Genomic DNA, 20,924 nt, shown 5'->3' on the forward strand with positions numbered 1-20,924 from the left:
AGGCCAACCACTGGTACTAGACCAGCGGCCCCCACGCTCCAAGACGTGTACGACGATGCCCGGCCCCCACTGACGGGGGCCGGGCATCGTCGTACGCGCGCGTCCCGCCGCGTCGCGATGAGTTTCGCCCCTCCCCGCGGTCTACCCTTCGGGCGCATCCTCCCGGAGCCCCACACCCGCGCATCCGCGCAGACCGAAGGAGTGGCCGATGTTCGATCTCCGTCCCCAGACCCAGGCCGTCGCCCGGCTGGTCGCCGGCGTTCCGGAAGGGGGGCTCGACGCGCCGACGCCCTGTCCCGACTACACGGTACGTGAGCTGCTCGGACACCTCTCCGGGCTCGCGGTCGCCTTCCGCGACGCCGCCCGCAAGGATCTCGGCCCGACGACCGACACCTCACCCGACACCTCCGTGCCCGTCCTGCCGGCCGGCTGGCGGGAGGAGCTGCCGCGGGTCCTCGGGGAGCTGGCCGAGGCCTGGGAGGATCCGACCGCCTGGACCGGGATGACCAGGGCAGGCGGGGTCGACCTGCCCGGGGAGGTCGCGGGGGCGGTGGCCGTCGACGAGCTGGTGGTACACGGCTGGGACCTGGCCCGGGCCACCGGCCAGGAGTACGAGCCGGACGGGACGGCGCTGGGCGCCGCGCACGCGTTCCTGTACGAAGCCGCCGCCGCGGGCGACCGCGGCGACGGCATCTTCGGGCCCCTGGTGCCCGTACCGGACGGGGCCCCGCTGCTGGACCGGGCCGTCGGGCTCAGCGGGCGCGATCCCGGCTGGACGGCGCCGGGCGCCCACTGACGCCCTCGGCCGGAATGCCGGAATGCCGGGTTGCCGGAATCAGTTGGCGAACACCTGCACGATCCGGTCACGTGCCACGGCCACGCCCGTCTTGGTGTAGGAGCAGTTCCTGATGGTGCCCGCGTGCGAGGGGCTCCTCAGCCAGCCGTCCACGTGCACCTGTTCGTCACCGGAGCCCCAGGCGATGTTCTCGGCGCCGGAGTTGGCCGTCCCTCCGGCCTTCCTGATGCGGTCCGCGATGCTCGATCCGTCCGAGCCCGTGTGGTTGGTGGTGGTGTCGTTGGCGTACTCCTGAGCCGCCGCCGTGAGGGCCGGGTCGGACACCAGCGGCTGACAGCCGGCCTTCACACGTTCCTGGTTGACCAGTTCGAAGATCTTGTTCGGGTCGATCTGCGTCGGGAGCACGGCCCGCACCCCGGCGCTCGTACCTGATTCCACGGGGGTGGCGGCGGTGGCCGAGGTGGTGGCGCCGACGGTTCCCGCCAGTACCAGCAGGGAGGACGCGCAGGCGAGGGTGCACCGGCGCCGTATTCGTCCAGGTCCGGAAGCCATGGGGGTACCTTCCTTCGTTCGGTCGAAGCGGCGGGCGCGACCGCGCCTCCGCTCGGTTCCCCAGCCCCAAATTCTCCGCCGCACCCGCCCCACCCGCATCTCCCACCACCGAACCCGCAGGTCAGCCCCGGTTCGAGGGCGGGGGCGGGTCAGAGGTCGCCTTGCACCAAGGCGTGGAGGTGCTCGTCGTGCCAGCCGTCCGCGTGCAGGAGCGAGCTCCGCAGGGTGCCCTCGAAGGAGTACCCGGCCTTGTCGGCGACCCGGCAGGAGGCCGGGTTCGCCACCGAGTGGCACAGGCGCAGCCGGTGCAGGCCGAGCTCGTCAAGGGCCCAGGCGCTGAGCCGCCGGGTGGCCTCCACCGCCACACCGCCGCCGCGGGCCGCCGGGAGCATCCAGTAGAGGATCTCGGCGCTGCCGCCCGCCAGGTCGATGTCGCCCCACCCGATCAGTCCGACGGCCGGGCCGTCCGGCCGGGCGACGGCCCAGATCGCGCTGAGCTCCGCCCGTCGGCGTTCGTGCATGCGCTCGATCCGCCGGCGTGCCTGTGCCAGGTCCTCCGCCGGAAGCCGGTTCCAGTGCCGGATCGCCGGGTCCCGGCCGGCGGCCACCAGGGTCCCGGCGTCGGACGCGAGCCAGGGCCGCAGCTCCAGGCCGCCGGGAAGGGCGAGTACCGGCTGTTCCATGGCGGCCAGTCGGCCTGCGGGGACGACGGCCGGTATCAGTGGTTCGGAGATCATCGCGAAATCCTGGCACACCCTCCGCGGAACCCGGGGCTCCCTACGGCGGCGGTTCCTCGGCCAGGGGGAGGGACAGGTGGGTGGCCAGGGCGGTGAGGGTGGGGCCCAGGGGGAGGGCGAGGCGGGTGAGGGCGTGCGGGTCTCCCCGGGTCGGGTCCCGGTTGACGATCAGTACCGGGGTGCCGGCCTGGGCGGCCTGCCGGACGAACCGGAGCCCGGACATCACCGTCAGGGAGGAGCCCAGGACCAGCAGCGAGGCGGCCCCGCCGACCAGGTCGCGGCAGTGCCGCACCCGCTCCGGCGGCACGGGTTCGCCGAAGAACACCACATCGGGTTTGAGGATCCCGCCGCAGGCCGTGCAGGGCACCACCGTGAAGTCCCCGACCTGGGCGTCGGTGAGGTCGGCGTCGCCGTCCGGGTTGAGGCCGGCCGCCACAGGCCGGAACCCGGGGTTGGCCTCCTCCAGACGCTCCGCCAACTCACCGCGCGGGCTGCGGGTGCCACAGGACAGGCAGACCACCCGGTCCAGCCGGCCGTGCAGGTCCACGACCTCCTCGCTGCCGGCGGCCTGGTGCAGACCGTCGACGTTCTGCGTGATCACCCCGGCCAGCAGGCCGTGCCGCCCGAACGCCGCCACCGCCCGGTGCCCGGCGTTGGGCCGGGCCCGGCCGAAGGTGCGCCAGCCGAGATGGCTGCGCGCCCAGTAGCGGCGCCGGGCCCGGGCACCGGCGGTGAACTCCTGGTAGGTCATCGGCGTGTGCCGCCGCAGGCTGCCGCCCTCGCCCCGGTAGTCGGGGATACCGGATTCGGTGGAGATGCCCGCCCCGCTGAGCACCAGCACGCCCCCGGCCGCCAGCGCGCGGGCGACCGGCTCCGGATCCGTGGTGCCCGGGGGCAGGTCCTCGGTGGGAGTCCAGCTCAGGGTGGGCCGCATGCGCATGCCGCCAGCCTACGGAACGGGCACCGCGGGGGCACGGCCCCGGCGGTGCCGGATCCCCGGGGAGGAGGCCTCAGCAGGGCAGGGTGACCTCGTGGGCCACCGGGTTGGCCGGCCGCGGGAACGAGGTCACCCCGAAGGTGCCGCGCACGGTCGAACCGCAGGGCACGGTGCTGACCAGCCCGTGGACCTCCAGGGTGGTGGCGGTGAAGTGGACCGTCTTCACCTGGGTGTCCGGTGCCGCTCCGCCGACGATCCCGGCGGACAGGGTGGTGAGCAGTTCCTTGGTGGCGGGCGGGGGACTGCCCGGGGAGGGCGGGCCGGCCAGCGCGACCGTGCCGTAGAACTCGACGGTGGTGCCGCTGACCGCGGCGCACACCCGGGTGGACAGGCCGGCCTGGAGTCCCGAGTTGCCGCAGGAGACGGTCGCGGCAGTCGCCGTGGACGCGGTGCGGGCCGGGGTGGCGGCGGCGGGGCTGATCGCGGCGGTGGCCAGCACGGTGGCGGCACCGGCCGTGAGCAGGGCCAATCGGTTCATCGGAGGTTCTCCTCGGTACTGGGTCGGTACGGGGGGCGATCAGTTCCGCCCCTGCCATGTGATATTTCACATGGCAGACGAAGTTCCCGTGATCCACGCATGATCGAGGAATGATCGACACGTGAACGGCGCCCGCACGCCCGAAGGCCGCTCAGCCCACCAGCAGCACGATCGCCGACCCCCACAAGGTCAGCAGCACATTGCCCAGCGCGTACGGGACCGTGCACCCCAGCCCCGGGATCTGGCTGCGGGCCTTCTCGTTGAGCGCACCGATCGCCGCCGTCGTGGTCTGCGCCCCGGCCAGCGCCCCCAGCAGGGTGGGCAGGGGGATCCGCTGCACGAAGTGCCCCACCCCGAACCCCACCAGCAGCGGCAGCACCGAGGCCACCGCCCCGCCCACCAGCAGCGGCCAGCCCGCTTCCGCCAGCCCGCTCGCGAAGCTGGGGCCGGCGTTCAGACCCACCACGGTCACGAACATGCACAGCCCGAGCGTGCCCAGCAGCCACTGCGCGGCCGACGGCAGGTTCCCGTACGTGGGCCGGCGGGCCCGCAGGTAGCCGAAGACCAGCCCCATCAGCAGCGCCCCGGTGGAGGTCGACAGCGACAGCGGGGCACCGGCCGCGTGCAGGGCCGGGATGCCCACGCAGCCACCCACGAACAGCCCGGTGGCGATCCACGCCATATCCGTCGCGGAGGTGGTCGGCACGGCCTGCCCCAGACGCACCGCCGCCAGCTCCACCAGGGACTCCGGCCCGGTGATCACCAGGGTGTCCCCGCGCATCAGCACATTGCCGCGGCCCATCGGCAGTTCCACCCCGGCACGGTGCTGGCCGACGATGAACACGCCCGTCATGAACGGCTGGTGCCGCAGCGTCCGGATGGTGCTGCCGTCCAGATGGTGGCTGGTGAGCACGATGCTCAGGGTCTCCGTGCGGTAGCCCAGCAGCTCGAAGTCGTCGGACTCGAAGCCGATGTGGGTCCGGGCGTCGAAGGCCACCAGGTCCCCGCGCACCGCGCTGACGGCGAGGGTGTCGCCCAGCCGCAGCCGGGTGTCCGCGTCATGCGCGATGATCCGCCCGTCCCGCCGCACCCGGGTGATGTAGATCCGCCGGTCCAGCTCCCGCTGCTCGGCCTCGAACTCCCCGATGCTCCGGCCGGCGAACCCGTCCACGTCCACCTCGTACGCCCGCAGCACGTGCTGGTAGTAGCCCTGCCCGTAGTCCGGCTCCGCCTCCGGGAGGGCCTCCGTCAGATCGGCGGACAGCACCGCGCACTCTGCCGCCAGGTCCCGGCGCACCAGCCGGGGCAGCACGGTCGGCAGCAGGATCGCCGGCAGCACCGTGCCCAGCGGATAGGTGACGGCATAGGCGATGGCCACCAGATGCGTCTCGTCGGACACCGCGTCCCTGCCCAGGCCCGGCAGATGGGCGATCGTGTCCGCGGCCACCCCGATCACCGAGGACTGGGTGAGCGCCCCGCCCAGCAGACCGGCCGCCAGCCCGGGCCCGTAACCCAGCAGCACGGCGATCCCCCAGCACACCGCCAGCCCCGTGGAGCAGACCACCAGGGTCAGCGCCAGCTGCGGCAGGGCGTCCTTGCGCAGCGAGCGGAAGAACTTGGGCCCCACCTCGTAGCCCAGGGCGAACAGGAACATCAGGAAGAACACCGACTTGATCGGCCCGGTGATCTCCACGCCCACCTGGGAGCCGATCAGCAGCCCGGCCAGCAGACAGCCCGTCACGGCGCCCACGGCGAACGACCGGTACCGGATCCGGCCCAGCAGGAACCCGACGGCGAGGGTCAGGAACACGAGCAGCTCGGGATACGGCTCGAAGAGGTGGTCCCTCAGCCAGTCCATACCTCCCTCACTGCCCGCCCCGCCGCGCCGCCCTACGCCCCGCGCCCGTCCTTCACCCGGTCGGCGGCGGGCGGTGCTCCCCGCCGGGATGTTCCCGCGGCGGGCCGATGAGTTCCGGGGCGGCCGGCGGTCTACCCTTCGTCAGCCCGAGTCGCCATCGGACACCCCGGAAGGGTGAGCACCATGAAGTACATGATCCAGATGAACGTGCCCGCGGAGGAGTGGGACGCCGTGATGTCCTCGTTCTCCCAGGAGGACATGGAGGCCATGTTCGCCCACATGGGAGCCCTCAACGAGGAGCTCACCGCGGCCGGGGAGTGGGTGGACGGACAGGGACTGGGCGGACCGTCGAGGGTCAAGACGGTACGGGCGGGCGGCGACGGCCGGCCGCAGGTCACCGACGGTCCCGCCCGGCCCGGACACATCCTGGCCGGCTACTGGCTGGTCGACGTGGGGAGCGAGGAGCGGGCCCTGGAGATCGCCGCGCGTGCCTCGGCCTGTCCCGGTCCGGGCGGGAAGCCCGGCAGCGACCCGGTCGAGGTGCACGCGATCCCCGAGGGCCCGCCCGCGTCCTGATCCGTCCGTCCCGTCGACCGTGTGCCCGGCCGACGGTGTGCTCAGTCGGTGAGGTAGGCCCGCAGCACGGTCACCTCCGACGTGTTGCCCGCCGTGTCGGTGACCGTGCCGCGCAGCGACACATGGCCGCCGGCCGGCGGGTTCTGGGTGGTGACCGCGCCGTCCCGCACCGGCAGCACCTTCCAGGTGTAGCCGTCGTCGTAGGACACCGACACGGTCAGCGACTTCAGGCCCGGGCCGGCCGCCGGCCCCTGGACGGTGACGGGCACCCGGAGCGGGTGGCCCGCGTTGGAGGTGCCCTCCATACGGATCTGCGGACGGAAACGGACCATCGACACCGGCAGCGCCTTCGGGGCGCCCGCCGGAGTGCTGCCGGAGCGGAACCACCAGGTCGCCGTCACCTTCGACGAGGTGCGGCTGACGGCCGCGGGCTGGGTGGAGGAGCTCACCAGCTTGTACGAGGCCTCACCGGCGGGCACCGCGAACGGCGCGGCGTCGCGGAGCTCGGCGGTCCGGGTGCCGGCCAGGACCCCGTTGCGGTACAGCTCCGTCCTGCCCTTGGCGAGGAGTCCGAAGCCCTCGTGCCCGGCGCTGTCGGCGAGCAGCGGCAGCGTCCCCGACACCTGGTCGCCCTGCCGGTACACCCCGTATCCCGCCTTCGTGTCCAGCCGTGGGCCGACGACGGCTCCGCCGAGCCGCTCGGTGTGGGTCCGGCCGCCCGGATAGGAGCGGAATGAGCTGTAGACGGCCTCCTCGGCGGTCGGATAGCCGTCCGCGTCCGTGCCGTACTGGGTGGAGGTCAGGATCCAGCGGACCCCGTCCACGGCCGACAGGTACATCCGCACCGCCGTGGGCACCGGCCGCATGGCGGCGACCGAACTGCTCCAGGTGCTTCCCGGGAGCCGGCCGATGGCCTCCAGCATGGCCTGCTTGTCCTGCCCCGAGGTGGCCTGCTCGACGAGCACGGTGGCCAGGTCGGCGCCCTTCAGCTGCCGGGTGTAGCCGGTGGCCAGGGCGGTCACCGGGCCGCCCAGGGCGGCGTGGTACTCGTCGGCGCCGTCCGCCCAGTGGGTGTCCCACTGCTGGTAGAGGCTGCTGCCCGCGGCCGGTGCGGGCCCCTGGCCCCGGGTGCGCAGCCGGTCGTAGGAGTTCAGCCACCAGCCGAAGCCGTACCGCTCGTCGCCGACCCGCAGCTCGTAGGTGGGGGTGACGAACTCCTGGACCGCCGTCTTCGCGGGCACCGTCACCTTGACCGGCTTGGTGGTCCGGGCGTCCACGGTCACCGTGGTGTTGCGGTTGACGTCCAGGCGCGGCTGGGCGATCCAGTCCAGGCCGGCCTCGGGGTCCTCCGGGTCGACGAGGACGCGGGAGTTCAGCAGATAGGTGCCCTTGGGGACGCGCAGGGTCTCGGATCCGGAGTTCTCGTGGTTCTCGAACCGTCGGCCGAGGGCCCCGCCGGCCACGCCCTGGATGTTGCTGAGATAGCTCCGGGGGTGCTTGCCGTCCCGGCCGATGTGGCGGACGGTCAGCGCGTACGACTCGACCTCGCGCTCCGCGACGATCGCGGTGCGGACGGTCTGTCCGCCGCCGGTCCCGGGCCCGGTCGCCACCGCGTGCCCGTGGTACCGGCCGTTGACGGAGCCGCCCAGCCGGGTGTTCAGGGTGAGCGACACCGAGGCGGTGCCGCCGGCCGGGACGGTCAGGGAGGACTGGGCGAAGGTCAGGAAGCCGGCCGGGGCGGGCTTGCCGTCGGGGCCGGTGACGGTGGTGGACAGCTTCAGGGTGACCGGGGCGCCGCCCAGGTTGCGGTAGGTCACCTTGCGGGTCTCGGGGGCGTCGTCCCCGTGCGGCCACTGGCCGCCGGCGTAGGTCAGCGCCACGGGTTCGGCGATCACGGTCTGCCTGAGGGCCTGGTCCACGGCGATCCGGCCGCTGCCCTGCTGGAAGGGGGTGTAGCGGCCGGGCCTGGCCGAGCCGACCAGGGCGCCCTTGAGCTGGGCGCCGGTCCACTTGGGGTGCTGCTGCTTGAGGAGGGCGGCGGCGCCGGCGGCGTGCGGGGCGGCCATGGAGGTGCCGGAGATGCTCAGATAGCCGGGCGGGTTCTGGCCGACCTCGCGTTCGATGACGCTGCCGGGGGCGGCGGCCGCGGTGATGTCCACGCCGGGGGCGGTGACATCGGGCTTGACGGCCCCGTCGCCCAGCCGGGGGCCGGTGCCGGAGAAGTCGGCGAGGACGTCCTTGTCGTTCACGGCGCCCACGGTCAGGGCGGCGTCGGCGCTCCCCGGGGAGTCGATGGAGCCGGGACCGGACCGGCCGCCGTTGCCGGCGGCGACGGCGAACAGCACCCCCTTGTCGGCCGACAGCTTGTTCACGGCCGTCTCGACGGGGTCGAGCCCGGGCCAGTCGGCCGCACCCAGGCTGAGGTTGACCACCTGGGCGCCCTGGGCGACGGCCCACTCCATCCCGGCGAGGATGCCGGAGTCGTCACCGAAGCCGTTGTCGTCGAGGACCTTGCCGTTGAGGAGCTTGGCGCCCGGGGCGACCCCCTTGAACCTGCCGCCCGACTTGGCGCCGGTCCCGGCGGCGATGGAGGCCACATGGGTGCCGTGGCCGTAGCGGTCGCCGGTGCCGGTGGAGGCGCTGAAGTTCTTCGCCGCGAGGACCTGTCCGGCGAGGTCCGGGTGACCGGTGTCGATACCGGTGTCGAGGACGGCGATCTTCACCCCCTTGCCGTCGAACCCGGCCGCCCAGGCCTGGTCGGCGCCGATCTGCCGGACGCTCCTGTCCAGGCTCGCGGTGCGGATGCCGTCCAGCCAGACGGCGGCCACCCCGGTCCCGGTGTCCCGGCTGCTGCCGCCGGCCCGCCGGTCGGTGAGCGCCTCCCACAGCGCGGCGGCCTTCGCCGGGGTCGCGGTGACGGCCTCGGCGTCGATCAGGCCGTACGTACGCTCCACGCGCAGCCCCCCGGTGGAACGCAGCGCGGCCTTGGCGGTGCCGGACGCCCCGGCGCCGCCCCCGTAGCGGACGATCAGCTGGAGACGGTCCCCGCGGGCCCGGCGGTACTCGGGCCGGGCCAGCTCGGTGAGGTCGAACAGCCGGAGGTCCAGCCGCCCGGAGTCGATCAGCGGCTGGGCGTCCAGCGGGACGAGAGTGGTCCGGCCCCGGTCCTGACGGACCGCCACCGGGATCCGCTCGCGGCCCTTCGCCGGAACGAAGCCGACCGGCCGGCCCCCGGAGTCCACGGTGACCTGGTCCCCGGTGACCAGGGTCAGCCGGACGGTCCCCGTCCCCGGCCGCTCGGGCAGTGGCCCCCGCCCCGGCGCGGTGGCCGGGGATCCGGGCGAGGCGGCGACCGGAGTCGTCAGCCCCGCCGCGAGCGCGATGGCGGCAGCGGCCGCCACGGCGGCCGCCCCCGTCCGCCGATTGCGAAATGTACGCACGTCGTTTCCCCCTGAAAGACAAGCGATCCATCGCCCGCGGGAAGAAACGGACACCGCGGGAATCGCAGTATCGCGCGCCGTCTGACGGCCGTTCAATGACCGTTTCGCAACAGCTCGTTGACGCTCAGACCATCAGCAGCAGCCGGGTGTTCGGGACGAGCTTGCGGTTCACGCTGGTGCTCTGCACGAAGATGGTGAACTCGTCGTTGTGGTCCGGCTTGACCCGGACCTCCACCGCCGGGAGACCGAGCAGCGCCCGGGCCTCCGGGCCGGTGTACACCCGGTCGGTCTTCTTCTCCAGCACCGCGATCTGCTTCCGTGCCTGGACCTTCTCCGGCTTGCTGAGCTGGTAGAACGCGCCACCGGTGCGATAGGTGTGGCCGGACTCCACGACCCAGCTCCGGATCGCCGCTTCCCGGGCCACCGGGATCAGCTCATAGGCCGAGGGATCGGCCGGGGTGAGGCCGGCGGCCTTGATGGTCTCGCTGTTGACCGCCTCCGCGCCCGTGGAGAACACCGCGCGGGAGCCCCGGATGCCCTTGGTCCGGCCGATCATGAACTTCTCGGTGGCCTGCTGGATGACCTGGCCGGCCTCCTCCAGACCCTGGGTGCTGGTGGCGTCCCAGACGGCGACGTTCTCCTTGGGGAACCCGCACTGCATGGCCTCGCGCTTGCCCATCTGGTCGGGGACCAGCACGGCCAGCGTCCAGTTGTCCGCCTGCGTCTCGATCATCTCGGCGACGGCGGCGACCAGTTCGCCGGGCTTCCGGGAGGGCGCGTCGGCACAGCGGTGGCTCGCGTTCTCCTGACCGTCGGTCAGCACGAAGGTGAGGAAGCTGTGGTCGCCGTACAGCTGGGCGGTCTGGGCCAGCTCCCGCTGCGACTTCAGCGAGGCGGCCAGCAGGGCCGTCATCCCGCCCACCCGGTACAGCTGCTTCAGCGAGGGCATCCGCAGCACGTCCTTGTCGTAGATGACGCACTCCACCTTGTCCGCGAAGACGTACACCGTGACCCGGGTCTCCTGGTCCAGCTCCTCCGACCGGCGGGCCAGATAGGCGATCTGCTGGTCCGCCACCTCGACGACCTTGCCGCTCAGATGCGACATCGACGAACTGGCGTCCAGCACAAGGGCGACATGGTTGATGTAGTTCTGGTTTCCGGACACGGAGGCTCCCCGATCTTCCCGCTCATCCCGACTCGATGGATCAACCGTCCCACCCACCACTGACAATCGGTCCTGCGGCGATGGGTGGTGACGGGAGGTCGGGGAGCGGGCCGGCTCAGGGGCGGTCCAGGCCCCAGGTCTGCAGGGTGAACGGGCGGCCCTTCTCCTCGCCGGTGATCGGCGGTACGTCGAGGAGGCGGAAGCCCGTCCGGCCGGCCACGGCCACGCTGGCGGCGTTCTCCGCCTCCAGCTCCAGGATCACCTGGCGCGCGCCCAGTTCCCCGAAGGCGTACTCGGCCATCAGCCGCACCGCCCGTGCGGCCAGGCCCAGACCCCGATGGGCCGGGCCGACCGCGTAGCCGATCTCGGTGCCCTCGGGGGAGCGCCGCAGCATCACCTCGCCGAGCGGGGCACCGCCGTCGAGGGTGATGGCGAGCAGGATCGCCGTACCCTCCGACCGCAGCTTCCGGCTCGTCTCCAGGCGGGTGCGGGCGGCCTCCTCGTCGAAGGGGGAGACGATCGGGGTCCAGTAGGCGATGTCGGGGTGGTCGAACAGGGCCGGCATCGCTTCGAGGTCCGCCTCCGTCCAGTCGCGGAGGACGAGACCCTCTCCGGAGAGTTCCATCCGCGCGGGAAACGACGGCGTCGTACTGATCATGGTGGGGGACCTCCGTGGGTTGTTCGCGACGAGGAAGGCTAACCGCGCCCGGCCGCCCGGGGCACCTCGATTAGCCCGCGTCCCCCGGGACGGGACGGCCGGGGTGTGCGGAGTGCGCGGGGTTCAGCTCGGGGAGCCGGCGGCCGAGCCGGTGGCGAGGTCGGCGCCCCAGCGGGCGATGGCGGCCGGCAGGTCGAGGGGGCCGGGGCGCTGGTCGGAGTCCTTGGCGGGCCAGTCCTCGCGCGGGACCCGCCACATCAGCTCGAACTCGTTGCCGTCCGGGTCCTTGGCGTAGAAGGACTTCGAGACCAGGTGGTCGCTGGATCCGACCAGGGCGCCGCGCTCCTCCAGCACCCGCCCCAGTTCCGCGAGCTCGCCGAGGGTGCCGACCTCCCAGGCCAGGTGGTACAGCCCCACCCGGCCCTGCTCCGGACCGGGCGCGTCCGCGCCGATCGCGAACAGTCCGAGGTCGTGGTCGTTGAGGGTGTCCGCGGCGCTGAGGAAGGCCGCCCGGCCCGGTATGAGCTGGTCGACCCGGAAGCCGAAGACCTCGGTGTAGAAGGCGACGGAACGCTCGACCTCGCGGATCCAGAGCACGGCGTGGTTCAGACGGCGGACGGACATGGGGGCTCCCGGGGGCTCGGTCGGGCGGTTCGCCCGACCTCCGCAGCATACCGTTCAAATTCGAACTACTGCGGCGGGGGCCGATCCCGGCCTTGGCCCTGTGAGGGCGGAGCCGGAAGTGCCCTCGTAGCGGGCGGGGCGGCCGGGGACCCGGTCGATGCCCGGGCCCCCGGCGGTCAATGGGGGCCGGGGTCCGGGCGTTCGGCGGCGGTGCTTCGGCGGCGGCGCCGGCGCAGCAGCAGTGCGGCGGTGGCACCGCCCGCGGCGAGGAGCGCGGCCGCCCCGGTCCCGTACGCGGTCGCCGAGGTCCCGCCCGGGAGCGCCCGGCCGCCCGCCGGGGAGGCCTTCGCGGGGGCCGATGCCGGGTCCGCGGCGCTGCCGTTGACGAACACGCCGAACGTCATCGAGTTGTCGGCGGGCCGGGTGTCGCCGGCCGCGACGGGCACCCAGGCCCTTCCCCGGGCCCCGGGCACCTCGCGGTCTATCCGCACCATCAGAAGGCTTCCCGAACCGATCTGCGGGCAGGCGAACGTCCGCAGGGACAGGTCGGAGGGGTTGCACCACTGCGTTTCCGAGGGGAACGATCCGGGCTCGGGCACGGGCGCCAGGGAGACGCCCTCCGGCAGTTCGACCCACACCTCGCGGACGGGCCCGGGGAACCCCTCGGTGGTGGTGGCCACGGGAACCGGGAACCAGACGGTCCCGCCGAGCGGGCCGTCGACCTTCCTCGACTGCGCGGGGAAGAAGTGGCCCATGGGGGCGTCGGAGGAGCGGAACCGCAGCGTGCCCGGGGCGCTCGTCGAGCCCGGGGAGCCGGCGGACTCACGGAGGCGGACCGGGCGCCCCTCGCCCGTCGGCATCGCCCGGTAGCGGGCCGTCTCGGCGGACGAGAGGGTCTCGATCGGGAGGACGTCGTAGCTGTACGCGCCCGGGGGCGGGCAGCACGTGCCCTTCACCGTGCGGAACTCGGCGTCCGTCGCGTACCACCGGCCGGTCCGGACCGGCCCGGGGAACTCGCAGTACGCGGTGCTCCCGGCCGCGTCGTAGTGGCAGTTGCGAAATGCGCGGGAGAGCCTCGGGGCAGGTCCGGGGACGGCCGGCAGGTCGGGGGAGACGGAGATCCGCAGCAGGACGGTCCCGGGGGCGGGTCCGCCGGTGTTCACGAACGCCGGTCTGATCGGCGGGGGCGTGGCGGTGCCGGACCCCTCCGGCAGCACGGCGTCCGGGAACGAGCGCATCCGGAACTCCGGGACCCCGATGTGGATCCGGACCGCGGCGGGCGGTGGCAGTCCCGGACGCCCCGTGTGGCGGACGGTGAGGTCACCGGCGTACCCGAGCCGTGCGGAGGCGCGGGCCACCAGGGTGAACGGGCTGGGCGGCAGCACGGCGTGCGGCTCGGGGCGGCAGGTGACCAGGTCGCCGGAGGAGGCGCACTGGGGGTCCACCCGGAGCATCCTGACCGCGCCCGCGACGGCGGAGAGGTCGTACGTGGCGACGATCCCGCTCTGGACCGTTCCGGCGGGCACCGGCATGCTGCCCGGGAAGGGGCCCGCCTGGAGCGTCCCGGTGCCGGCGACCGGTACGAAGAAGTCGGCGGGCTGCGCGGGCAGGGGCGGGGGCGGCGGCGGGGACGGCGATGCCGCCCACACGGCCGGGGCGCCGCCCGCCGCCCCCAGTACGAGCAGCGGCCCCAGGGCCATCGCCGCCAGTGCTCCGCGCAGGCGGAGCATTCCCGGTATTCCGCGCGCCGCGTGCCGCCGGACCGATCCCGCCACCCTGTTCCCCGTCCCCTGTTTCGTGTTGACCGTACCCCTGCGGCTCCGCCGCGCCCCGCGCCAGGCTGGCGGTCAGGGACGGGTGGGCTTCTCCAGGGTCAGCCGGCGGTAGGCGACGCGGGCTGTCGCGAAGCGGGCGATGACCGTGCCGGTGCACGCCGCCGCCAGCAGGCAGCCGAGGCGGCCGAGGTCGTAGTGGGCCGACCAGGTCAGTTCGCCCATCGGGGGAGTGGCGAAGCCGTTGAGGGTGAGCCAGCTGACCAGGGCCGTGCCCGGCGCGGCGACGAGCCGGGCGCCGGTGCTCAGTACGGCGCACACCACGGACAGCAGCAGCAGGTCTACGGTCGGGTCGCCATGACCGTTGAGGTAGTTGAGGACCGTGACCATCACCAGGCCCGCGATCCCCGCGGCGGCCCACACCGAGAGGGTCTCGACGCGTTCCGGCACCGGGCGGATCCCGGAACTCAGACGCCACCACCGCACCACGCGATTCTCCCCTTGCCCGGCCCCCGCCCTTGGAGTGCCCCCGGACATGATGCCCGAGGCGGCGCCCCGGCTAGCCGCCCTCCCCCGGAGCGGTCCGGCGCAGGGTGCGGATCGCCGGTACGGCGAACAGTGCCGCGCAGCCGGCCAGGGCGGCGACCGCGGACACCAGCAGCAGGCGTTCCGGCGGGGCGAGGGCGGTGGCCGGGCCCGCCAGCACCTGGCCGAGCGCGATGCCCGACACCGACCCGGCCAGCTCGTAGGCGGACACCCGGTTGAGCACCGCGGGCGGGGTGTGGGTCTGGACGCTGGTGGCCCACATCACCGACCAGAACGCCAGCCCGGCACCGCCGAGGGCGTGGCCCGCCAGCAGCAGCGGCAGCCCGGAGTCCAGGGCCACACAGAGCGGCAGCAGGGCGTACAGGGTCATCGCGGCCGTACCGGCGGCCAGCGGGCGGGCCGGGCGCACCCGGAGGGCGAGCAGTCCGCCGAGCACCGTCCCGGCGCCGAGGGAGGAGACGGCCAGGCCGTAGGCGTTCGGCCCGAGCCGCTCGCCGACCAGCGCGGAGCTGAGCGGGACCAGCGGGCCGAAGACCAGCATCCCGTACCCCACCCAGACCAGGATCACCGCCCACATCCAGGTGCGGGCGCGGAACTCCCGCCAGCCCTGGCGCAGGTCCCGGCGGAGCGACTCCCAGGGCGAACCGGCTGGGGCGACGGGAAGGGGGAGGGAGCCGGGGGCGGCCGGGGCCAGGCGGACGAGGGCCAGGCACAGGGCGCTGACCAGGAAGGTGGCGGAGTCGATCGCGTACACGGTCCCCGGGCCGGCCAGCGTGATCAGCAGCCCCGCCAGGGCCGGGCCGGCCAGGTGCGCCAGCGCGTCGGCGACCTTGAGCGTGGCGTTGGCCCGCTGCGGCTCCCGGGCGACCAGCGGGACCATCCCGTTCGCCCCCGGCAGGAACATGGCGACGGCCGCGCCGGCCGGTGCGGCCATGCCCACCAGCAGCCAGAACGGCGGCGGACCGGCGAAGAACGCGGCCGCCAGCACGCCCTGGGTGAGCACCCGGGCGATATCCGCGCCGACCATCATCCGGCGGGCGCCGAACCGGTCGGCGAGCACCCCGCCGAACAGCACCAGCAGCACGAAGGTCCCGGTCCAGACACCGAGGACCAGGCCGACGCCGGAGATCCCGTACAGCGGGCCGACCGCGAGCGCGGCGGCCACCGGCATCATCGCGTCCCCGAGCATGGAGACCGCGCGGGCAAGGAAGTAGAGGGCGAAGCGGCGCTCCCAGAGCGGGGGGCGGGGCAGGTCACCGGCGGGATCCTGCTGCGGGGCGGAGGTCTGAACCGTGGTCACCGGACGATAGTGGAGTAGACCAATCGGGCGTCCCAGTGTCCTGACCGACACGATGGGGTACTTTCCCGCCATGACCACCCGCCCGCTGCCCGAACCCCCGTCCCCGCACCGGGTGGTGGCCCTGCTGCGGCCCCCGCAGTCGACCTTCCCGCTGGCCTGCGCGACCGAGGTGTTCGCCGACCACGGCCCGGCGATCCCGGCCCGCTACTCCTTCGAGGTCTGCACCGAGCACCCCGGACCGGTGCGCTCCCAGGCCGGCTACGACCTGCTGGTCACCACCGGACTGGAGGCCCTGGAACGCGCGGACACCGTGCTGGTCCCCGGCTGGGACCAGCCGGCCGGCACCGAGGCGCCGCCGGCCGTGGTCGAGGCGGTCCGCCGGGCGCACGCGCGGGGCGCGCGCATCGTCGCCCTCTGCTCGGGGGCCTTCCTGATCGCCGCCACCGGACTTCTGGACGGCCGCCGGGCCGCCACCCACTGGGCCCAGGCCGCCGAACTCTCGGCCCGGTTCCCCCGGGTCCTGGTCGACCCCGCGGTGCTCTACGTGGACCACGGGGACATCGCCACCAGTGCCGGATCGGCGGCCGGAGTGGACCTCTGCCTGCACCTGGTGAGCGCCGACCAGGGGGCCGCGTACGCGCTGCGGATCGCCCGGAAGCTGGTGATGCCCCCGCACCGCGAGGGCTGCCAGCTCCAGTACGCCGAACTGCCCACTTCCGGGCCGGTGGCCGATTCGCTGGCCCCGCTGCTGGAGTGGCTGTCCGGACGGCTCGACCAGCCGGTGAGCGTCGCCGAGATGGCACTGCGCTCACGGGTCTCCTCCCGCACCCTGACCCGCCGCTTCACCGAGCAGCTGGGTATCAGTCCCGGACGCTGGCTGCTGGACCGCCGGATCGAGGCCACCCGGGCCCTGCTGGAGGAGACCGACCTGCCCGTGGAGACCATCGCGCACCGGGTCGGCCTCTCCTCGGCCGTCAATCTGCGCCGGCGGTTCCACGAGGCGCTGCGCACCACCCCGGCCGCCTACCGCCGGGCCTTCCGCGCCACTGCCACTGCCACTGCCACTGCCACTCCGACTGCCTCCGCCACCGCGTCCGCGCCGGCCGGCTCCTAGCCGTTCACGTCGGCGTACACCAGGTGGTGGTCCGAGTGGGCGGACGGGACCACCCGGTGGGTCCGCGCCGTCAGGCCGCGCAGGAAGACGTAGTCGAACTTGCTCTGCCAGTCGGTGGTCGGCTCGCAGTCGCCCGCCCCCGGCGGACGGCATCCGGGGAACGCGTCCTTCGCCAGCGCCCACAGCGGGGTGAGTTCGGAGGTCAGCGGGACGGCGTTGAAGTCGCCGAGGGCGATGGCCGGATCGTGACGGGCGAGTTCCCGGGCGAGCACGGCGGTCTGCCGGGCCCGGACGTCCGCCTGGCGCCGCTGGGCGAGATGGGTGTTGAAGACCCGGACCTGACGGCCGTCCACGGTGGTGGTGACCGCCATGTAGCCGCGGTCCTCGGACCCCCCGTCCGGGTACTCCGCGGTGACGGGGTCCGTCATCGGGGCCGCCGAGAGCAGGGCGTTGCCGAAGCCCCCCGGGTTCCACGGGGCGCCCCCGCAGCGGCCCCACTTGCGCAGCACCATGCCGTACTCGACGTGGTAGACCAGCCCGTAACGGTTCTTCAGGTACTCGCGGATCCGCTCCACATCGCGTACGCAGGCCTCCTGGAGGCCGAAGACCTGGGGTGCGAAGCGGGCGATCTCGGCCGCCCGGTCGATGTTGCTCTCCTGGCAGGGATTGCAGATGTTCCAGGTCATGACCCGGTTCGGGACCACCTCCCGGACCGGCTCGACCGGCCGAGACCCGGCCAGGACCTCGCCGCTGGGGGTGCTGGGACCGACCAGGACGGTACCGGCCAGGATCAAGGCGCCCGCCAGTGCGCCCGTGCCCTTACCGAGCACCATCGCCTCCTCGAATCCGGCTGAGGCGTGTGTCGCCCGTTGCGCGTGCGCATGAGGTTACCGGGGCCCCGGCCGGGACCGCGTCCCCGGCCCGGCGTGCCGCCGGGGCCTGGCCGTCCGGGGGCCGGGCATAGCGTTCACCCTCAGTCCAATGCAACGCCGGATCGTGGTTTGTTGCGTTAGTTCCTCGCCCAGTGCAACGATTTCAGGGCGACGGCCTGCACAAACAACTCCCCTTCGCAATAACTCCGTTGCTGGATCCATTAATGCAACGTAGCGTTTCTCTCACAAGAAACAACGGGTCGATCAAGGGGTGGGGTCATGGAGGCAGTGGCGGGCAACCGGCGGCGGACGGGTCCCGGTGCCATGGCCGCCTTCGCCCGCTTCGTGCTCTGCGGCGGCGGGATCGGGGTGGCCTCCAGCTTCGCCGTGACCGCCCTCGGCTCCTGGATGCCCTGGGCGCTGGCGAACGCCCTGGTCACCGTCGTCTCCACCCTCCTCGCCACCGAGCTGCACGCCCGCTTCACCTTCGGGGCCGGCGGACGGGCCACCTGGCGGCAGCACGCGCAGTCCGCCGGCTCGGCGGCCGCCGGATACGCCGTGACCTGCGCCGCGATGCTGGTCCTCCAATTGCTGGTGGCGGCGCCCGGCGCGCTGCTGGAGCAGACCGTCTACCTGTCCGCCTCCGCCCTCACCGGCGTCGCCCGCTTCGCGGTGCTGCGCCTGGTGGTGTTCGCCCGCACCCGCACCCAGGCCGCCCCGGTGGTGGCCCGCGCGCTGGCTCCGGCCGCGCCCGCGGAGCTCTGCCGCGCGGCCTGAGGGCGGCGCGTCGCTCGTACGAGTGCATCCGTCACCTCCCGGCCGGGGAGCGGGAGTTCACGATCATCCGGAGAACTACGCTGAGTGGCCCAGTCGATCCCCTGTGTAGCCATGGAAATGGAAGGTGTCCGAGATGACGGAGACGAGCGCGACCGCCGCGACCATCGAGACGGCCGAGACGGCCGTGACCGACGAGGGCCTGCTCGACCGCAAGCTGGAACGCGCCTTCAACCACCTGGACGCCGACGGGAGCGGGGTCATCGACGCCGAGGACATCTTCGCCCTGGGCGCGCGGCTGCTGTCGAACCTGGCGGAGCCCGCCTCCTCGCCGAAGGCCGCCTCGGTGATGGCCGGCCTGGCCGACTTCTGGCAGGACCTGTTCACCGAACTCGACATCGACCGCGACGGCCGGGTCACCGCGCAGGAGTACAAGACGGGCATGACCCGGCTCTACGCCCAGGGCGGCCCCGCCTACGACCGGTCCTTCCGGCCGATGGCGAAGGCGATCCTGACCGTGGTCGACACCGACGGCGACCAGCGGATCAGCCCCGAGGAGTTCCACAAGGCCCAGGAGGCCTTCAACCCGGAACTGAGGCCGGCCGACGCCGAGGCCCTGTTCCGGCGGATCGACAAGGACGGGGACGGCACCCTCACCGTCGACGAGCTCCTCGTGGCCGTCCGCGAGTACTACACCGGCAACGAGGAGGACGCCCCGGGTAACCTTCTGTTCGGAGAGCTCTGACCGGGTAGGAGTTCGCGGGCCGAAGGGAGCGGGCGGCGGAGTGCGGGCGGCGAGGGCGTTGACGACACTGGACGAGGTCGACCTGGGCGACCACGTCTGCTGGCGCATGGACCCGTCCGCCGCGTTCCCGGCGGACGCCGTCGGTTATCTGGCCGACGGGGCCCTCTACGGCGACAAGGTCGTGGTGATCGGGCCCGCTGGAGGGACGGCCGCCCGGCTGCCCCGCTCCGCCGGCCCGCTGCCCCCGGCCGCGGTGATCCTCGACTTCCCCGGGCCCGGGCCCGCCGATCCGGAGACCGTGCTGGCCGCCGTCCGCCAGGAGGCCCGTACCGCCGCCCGCCAGGGCTTCCGCTCCGTACGGGTCCTCGCCGAGCGGACCCCCGAGACCCTGCCCGGCGGGGTCGAGGAGCTCCTGGAGCAGGAGCTGCGGCTCGACGAGTTCGCCTCCGAGAGCGGTGCCATCGTGGTCTGCGCCTTCCGTCCCGACCGGTGGGACGCGTCTACCCTGGACCGTGTGGCATGTGTGCATCCGCACGAGACGGGCACGCGCGCTGAGCGTCCGGCTTTCCGGATGTTCAGCACGGGTGCCGACAGGTGGAGCGTGGACGGTGTGATCGACTCGGAGTGCGCGGAGGCCTTCAACGCGGCGGTCCGGGCCGCCACGGCGCGCGCACCCAAGGTGCGGCTGCGTTTCGACACCCTGGAGATGATCGACGCCGCCGGGATGCAGGCCCTGGTCGACGCCGCCCGCCGGCTGCCCGACCGCCGGATCGTGGTGGAGGGTGCCAACGAGACGGTGCGCCTGTGCTGGGAACTCGCCGGGTACGCGGTGCCCGGTGTGCCGGTGGTGATGGCCCTGTGAGCGCCCTCGTGCCCCCCACCCCGCCGTCCGGCCAGGACGGGAACCCGTTCCGCCACGAGCTCTACCCCTACCGGGGCGAGGAGCAGTTCCTGTCCGGCACCCTGGACTTCATCCGGGAGGCCCTGGAGGGCGGTGAGGCGGTGGTCGTCGCCGTGCCCTCCGACAAGACCTCCCTGCTGCGTGGCGAACTCGCCGACGAGCCCGACGTGACGTTTGTCGACACGGCGTCCACCGGGCCCAACCCGGGCCGGATGGTCGCGGCCTGGGCGAGCTGGATGAGGGAGCGCGGGGAAGGGGACCGGCCGGTCCGCGGCATCGGCGAGACCGCCTGGAAGCAGGCGCGCAGCGCCGCCCACCTCTCCGAACTCCGCTACCACGAATGGCTGTTGAACCGGGCGTTCGCCCAGAGCCCCACCTGGTCGATGCTCTGCCCCTACGACGCCGCGGACGAGGACGAGGGCGCCCTGCGGTCGCTGAGCGGCTGCCACCCGCTGATCCGCCGGGACGGCCGGGACATGCCCAACGAGGGCTATCTCGCCGCCGAGCACTACGCCTTCGAGGCGCTGGCCGACCCCTGCGACCCGTACCAGGAGCTGAGCTACACGCGCGGGGACCTGGCCGCGATCCGGTCGAAGGTGGCCCAGTGCGCCGCCGACGCGGGGGTGCCCGAGGAGGGGCGGGCGAAACTGGCCGTGGCGGTCACGGAGATCGCCACCAACAGCATCCTGCACGGCGGGGGCCGGGGAACCCTGCGGACCTGGGCGCAGGACTCCGCCTTCCTGTGCGAGTTCCGTGACTCCGGCTACCTCTCCGACGTGATGGCCGGCCGGGTCCGGCCCGCCCCGGACCAGATCGGCGGCCGCGGCCTCTGGCTGGCGAACCAGCTCTGCGATCTGGTGGAGATCCGCTCCACCCGGGAGCAGGGCACCACCGTCCGTCTGCACATGGACGTGCCCGACCCGGCCGGGGAGGCACACCGCCGCTGACGTGGCGGCCGGCGGGCCGGGCCGTCGCCCGGGCGGGCCCGTCTCCACCGACCGCGTCCGCCGACGGTGTCC

At 73.5% G+C, this 20,924-nt stretch carries 20 protein-coding genes; 7 read left to right on the top strand and 13 right to left on the bottom strand.

Going from position 1 to position 20,924, the window contains the following annotated elements; all coding sequences use genetic code 11:
• Window positions 1–208 precede the first annotated feature (208 nt).
• Window positions 209–796, top strand: coding sequence for a TIGR03086 family metal-binding protein (locus tag ACZ50K_RS28415; protein WP_468908111.1), 588 nt, complete (start codon window positions 209–211; stop codon window positions 794–796).
• Window positions 797–835: 39 nt separating this feature from the next.
• Here the strand turns inward: ACZ50K_RS28415 and ACZ50K_RS28420 are convergent, their stop codons facing one another.
• From ACZ50K_RS28420 to ACZ50K_RS28440, 5 genes are all read right to left on the bottom strand, one after another.
• Window positions 836–1,348 carry a CAP domain-containing protein gene (locus tag ACZ50K_RS28420; protein WP_468908112.1) on the bottom strand — a complete coding sequence of 171 codons (513 nt, stop codon included), beginning with the start codon at window positions 1,346–1,348 and terminating at the stop codon, window positions 836–838.
• Between the two features lie 149 nt (window positions 1,349–1,497).
• A complete protein-coding gene (locus ACZ50K_RS28425) occupies window positions 1,498–2,085 on the bottom strand; it encodes a GNAT family N-acetyltransferase (RefSeq protein WP_468908114.1) in 588 nt (195 codons plus the stop codon).
• A gap of 40 nt (window positions 2,086–2,125) precedes the next feature.
• Window positions 2,126–3,025, bottom strand: a complete 900-nt coding sequence (locus ACZ50K_RS28430) for an NAD-dependent protein deacetylase (protein ID WP_468908115.1) — start codon at window positions 3,023–3,025, stop codon at window positions 2,126–2,128.
• 70 nt (window positions 3,026–3,095) lie between these two features.
• The gene (locus tag ACZ50K_RS28435) at window positions 3,096–3,560 is read right to left on the bottom strand and encodes a hypothetical protein (RefSeq protein ID WP_468908117.1); all 465 of its coding nucleotides are present in this window, start codon (window positions 3,558–3,560) and stop codon (window positions 3,096–3,098) included.
• A 151-nt stretch (window positions 3,561–3,711) separates the two neighbouring features.
• Complete coding sequence (locus tag ACZ50K_RS28440) at window positions 3,712–5,418, bottom strand: aspartate:alanine exchanger family transporter (protein ID WP_468908118.1); 1,707 nt, start codon at window positions 5,416–5,418, stop codon at window positions 3,712–3,714.
• A 183-nt stretch (window positions 5,419–5,601) separates the two neighbouring features.
• Here ACZ50K_RS28440 and ACZ50K_RS28445 point away from each other — a divergent pair, with 183 nt between their 5' ends.
• Entirely contained in the window at window positions 5,602–5,994 is a 393-nt protein-coding gene (locus ACZ50K_RS28445) for a YciI family protein (RefSeq protein ID WP_468908119.1), read from the top strand.
• A 41-nt stretch (window positions 5,995–6,035) separates the two neighbouring features.
• Here the strand turns inward: ACZ50K_RS28445 and ACZ50K_RS28450 are convergent, their stop codons facing one another.
• From ACZ50K_RS28450 to ACZ50K_RS28480, 7 genes are all read right to left on the bottom strand, one after another.
• Window positions 6,036–9,434, bottom strand: a complete 3,399-nt coding sequence (locus tag ACZ50K_RS28450; protein ID WP_468908120.1) for a S8 family peptidase — start codon at window positions 9,432–9,434, stop codon at window positions 6,036–6,038.
• Window positions 9,435–9,558: 124 nt separating this feature from the next.
• On the bottom strand, window positions 9,559–10,599 hold the full coding sequence (locus ACZ50K_RS28455; protein WP_468908122.1) for a vWA domain-containing protein: 1,041 nt from the start codon (window positions 10,597–10,599) through the stop codon (window positions 9,559–9,561).
• Window positions 10,600–10,714: 115 nt separating this feature from the next.
• A complete protein-coding gene (locus tag ACZ50K_RS28460) occupies window positions 10,715–11,257 on the bottom strand; it encodes a GNAT family N-acetyltransferase (RefSeq protein WP_468908124.1) in 543 nt (180 codons plus the stop codon).
• 123 nt (window positions 11,258–11,380) lie between these two features.
• Window positions 11,381–11,881: a VOC family protein gene (locus ACZ50K_RS28465; RefSeq protein WP_468908125.1), complete on the bottom strand. Its 501-nt coding sequence runs from the start codon at window positions 11,879–11,881 to the stop codon at window positions 11,381–11,383.
• Between the two features lie 176 nt (window positions 11,882–12,057).
• Window positions 12,058–13,611, bottom strand: a complete 1,554-nt coding sequence (locus ACZ50K_RS28470; RefSeq protein WP_468908126.1) for a hypothetical protein — start codon at window positions 13,609–13,611, stop codon at window positions 12,058–12,060.
• A gap of 117 nt (window positions 13,612–13,728) precedes the next feature.
• Window positions 13,729–14,103 (bottom strand): hypothetical protein, encoded by a 375-nt coding sequence (locus tag ACZ50K_RS28475; RefSeq protein ID WP_468908127.1) that lies wholly within the window; start codon window positions 14,101–14,103, stop codon window positions 13,729–13,731.
• Window positions 14,104–14,212: 109 nt separating this feature from the next.
• Window positions 14,213–15,499, bottom strand: coding sequence for an MFS transporter (locus ACZ50K_RS28480; protein ID WP_468908129.1), 1,287 nt, complete (start codon window positions 15,497–15,499; stop codon window positions 14,213–14,215).
• 70 nt (window positions 15,500–15,569) lie between these two features.
• Here ACZ50K_RS28480 and ACZ50K_RS28485 point away from each other — a divergent pair, with 70 nt between their 5' ends.
• Window positions 15,570–16,613, top strand: a complete 1,044-nt coding sequence (locus tag ACZ50K_RS28485; protein WP_468908131.1) for a GlxA family transcriptional regulator — start codon at window positions 15,570–15,572, stop codon at window positions 16,611–16,613.
• Here ACZ50K_RS28485 and ACZ50K_RS28490 read toward each other — a convergent pair.
• On the bottom strand, window positions 16,610–17,446 hold the full coding sequence (locus tag ACZ50K_RS28490) for an endonuclease/exonuclease/phosphatase family protein (protein WP_468908133.1): 837 nt from the start codon (window positions 17,444–17,446) through the stop codon (window positions 16,610–16,612). The two genes, ACZ50K_RS28485 and ACZ50K_RS28490, sit on opposite strands and share 4 nt — an antisense overlap.
• A 318-nt stretch (window positions 17,447–17,764) precedes the next feature.
• On the opposite strand from ACZ50K_RS28490, the gene ACZ50K_RS28495 reads away from it, so the two are divergent.
• The 4 genes from ACZ50K_RS28495 (at window position 17,765) to ACZ50K_RS28510 (ending at window position 20,852) form a co-directional block, all read left to right on the top strand.
• Window positions 17,765–18,262: a GtrA domain-containing protein gene (locus ACZ50K_RS28495; protein WP_468908134.1), complete on the top strand. Its 498-nt coding sequence runs from the start codon at window positions 17,765–17,767 to the stop codon at window positions 18,260–18,262.
• A 133-nt stretch (window positions 18,263–18,395) separates the two neighbouring features.
• Window positions 18,396–19,004, top strand: a complete 609-nt coding sequence (locus tag ACZ50K_RS28500) for an EF-hand domain-containing protein (protein WP_468908135.1) — start codon at window positions 18,396–18,398, stop codon at window positions 19,002–19,004.
• 58 nt (window positions 19,005–19,062) lie between these two features.
• The gene (locus tag ACZ50K_RS28505) at window positions 19,063–19,866 is read left to right on the top strand and encodes an MEDS domain-containing protein (protein ID WP_468908136.1); all 804 of its coding nucleotides are present in this window, start codon (window positions 19,063–19,065) and stop codon (window positions 19,864–19,866) included.
• On the top strand, window positions 19,863–20,852 hold the full coding sequence (locus ACZ50K_RS28510) for an anti-sigma factor RsbA family regulatory protein (RefSeq protein WP_468908137.1): 990 nt from the start codon (window positions 19,863–19,865) through the stop codon (window positions 20,850–20,852). Before ACZ50K_RS28505 ends, ACZ50K_RS28510 begins: the two co-directional genes overlap by 4 nt.
• Window positions 20,853–20,924: the final 72 nt, after the last annotated feature.

The sequence above is a fragment of the Streptomyces sp. NPDC033845 genome (assembly GCF_055576225.1).

Excerpts from the sequence above, each read along its gene's own strand:
- ACZ50K_RS28495 (WP_468908134.1), top strand. The coding sequence starts at position 17,765 with ATGGAGGCAGTGGCGGGCAACCGGCGGCGGACGGGTCCCGGTGCCATG.
- ACZ50K_RS28425 (WP_468908114.1), bottom strand. The coding sequence starts at position 2,085 with ATGATCTCCGAACCACTGATACCGGCCGTCGTCCCCGCAGGCCGACTG.
- ACZ50K_RS28470 (WP_468908126.1), bottom strand. The coding sequence starts at position 13,611 with ATGCTCCGCCTGCGCGGAGCACTGGCGGCGATGGCCCTGGGGCCGCTG.
- ACZ50K_RS28420 (WP_468908112.1), bottom strand. The coding sequence starts at position 1,348 with ATGGCTTCCGGACCTGGACGAATACGGCGCCGGTGCACCCTCGCCTGC.
- ACZ50K_RS28445 (WP_468908119.1), top strand. The coding sequence starts at position 5,602 with ATGAAGTACATGATCCAGATGAACGTGCCCGCGGAGGAGTGGGACGCC.
- ACZ50K_RS28440 (WP_468908118.1), bottom strand. The coding sequence starts at position 5,418 with ATGGACTGGCTGAGGGACCACCTCTTCGAGCCGTATCCCGAGCTGCTC.
- ACZ50K_RS28460 (WP_468908124.1), bottom strand. The coding sequence starts at position 11,257 with ATGATCAGTACGACGCCGTCGTTTCCCGCGCGGATGGAACTCTCCGGA.
- ACZ50K_RS28485 (WP_468908131.1), top strand. The coding sequence starts at position 15,570 with ATGACCACCCGCCCGCTGCCCGAACCCCCGTCCCCGCACCGGGTGGTG.
- ACZ50K_RS28430 (WP_468908115.1), bottom strand. The coding sequence starts at position 3,025 with ATGCGCATGCGGCCCACCCTGAGCTGGACTCCCACCGAGGACCTGCCC.
- ACZ50K_RS28490 (WP_468908133.1), bottom strand. The coding sequence starts at position 17,446 with ATGGTGCTCGGTAAGGGCACGGGCGCACTGGCGGGCGCCTTGATCCTG.
- ACZ50K_RS28435 (WP_468908117.1), bottom strand. The coding sequence starts at position 3,560 with ATGAACCGATTGGCCCTGCTCACGGCCGGTGCCGCCACCGTGCTGGCC.
- ACZ50K_RS28465 (WP_468908125.1), bottom strand. The coding sequence starts at position 11,881 with ATGTCCGTCCGCCGTCTGAACCACGCCGTGCTCTGGATCCGCGAGGTC.
- ACZ50K_RS28500 (WP_468908135.1), top strand. The coding sequence starts at position 18,396 with ATGACGGAGACGAGCGCGACCGCCGCGACCATCGAGACGGCCGAGACG.
- ACZ50K_RS28415 (WP_468908111.1), top strand. The coding sequence starts at position 209 with ATGTTCGATCTCCGTCCCCAGACCCAGGCCGTCGCCCGGCTGGTCGCC.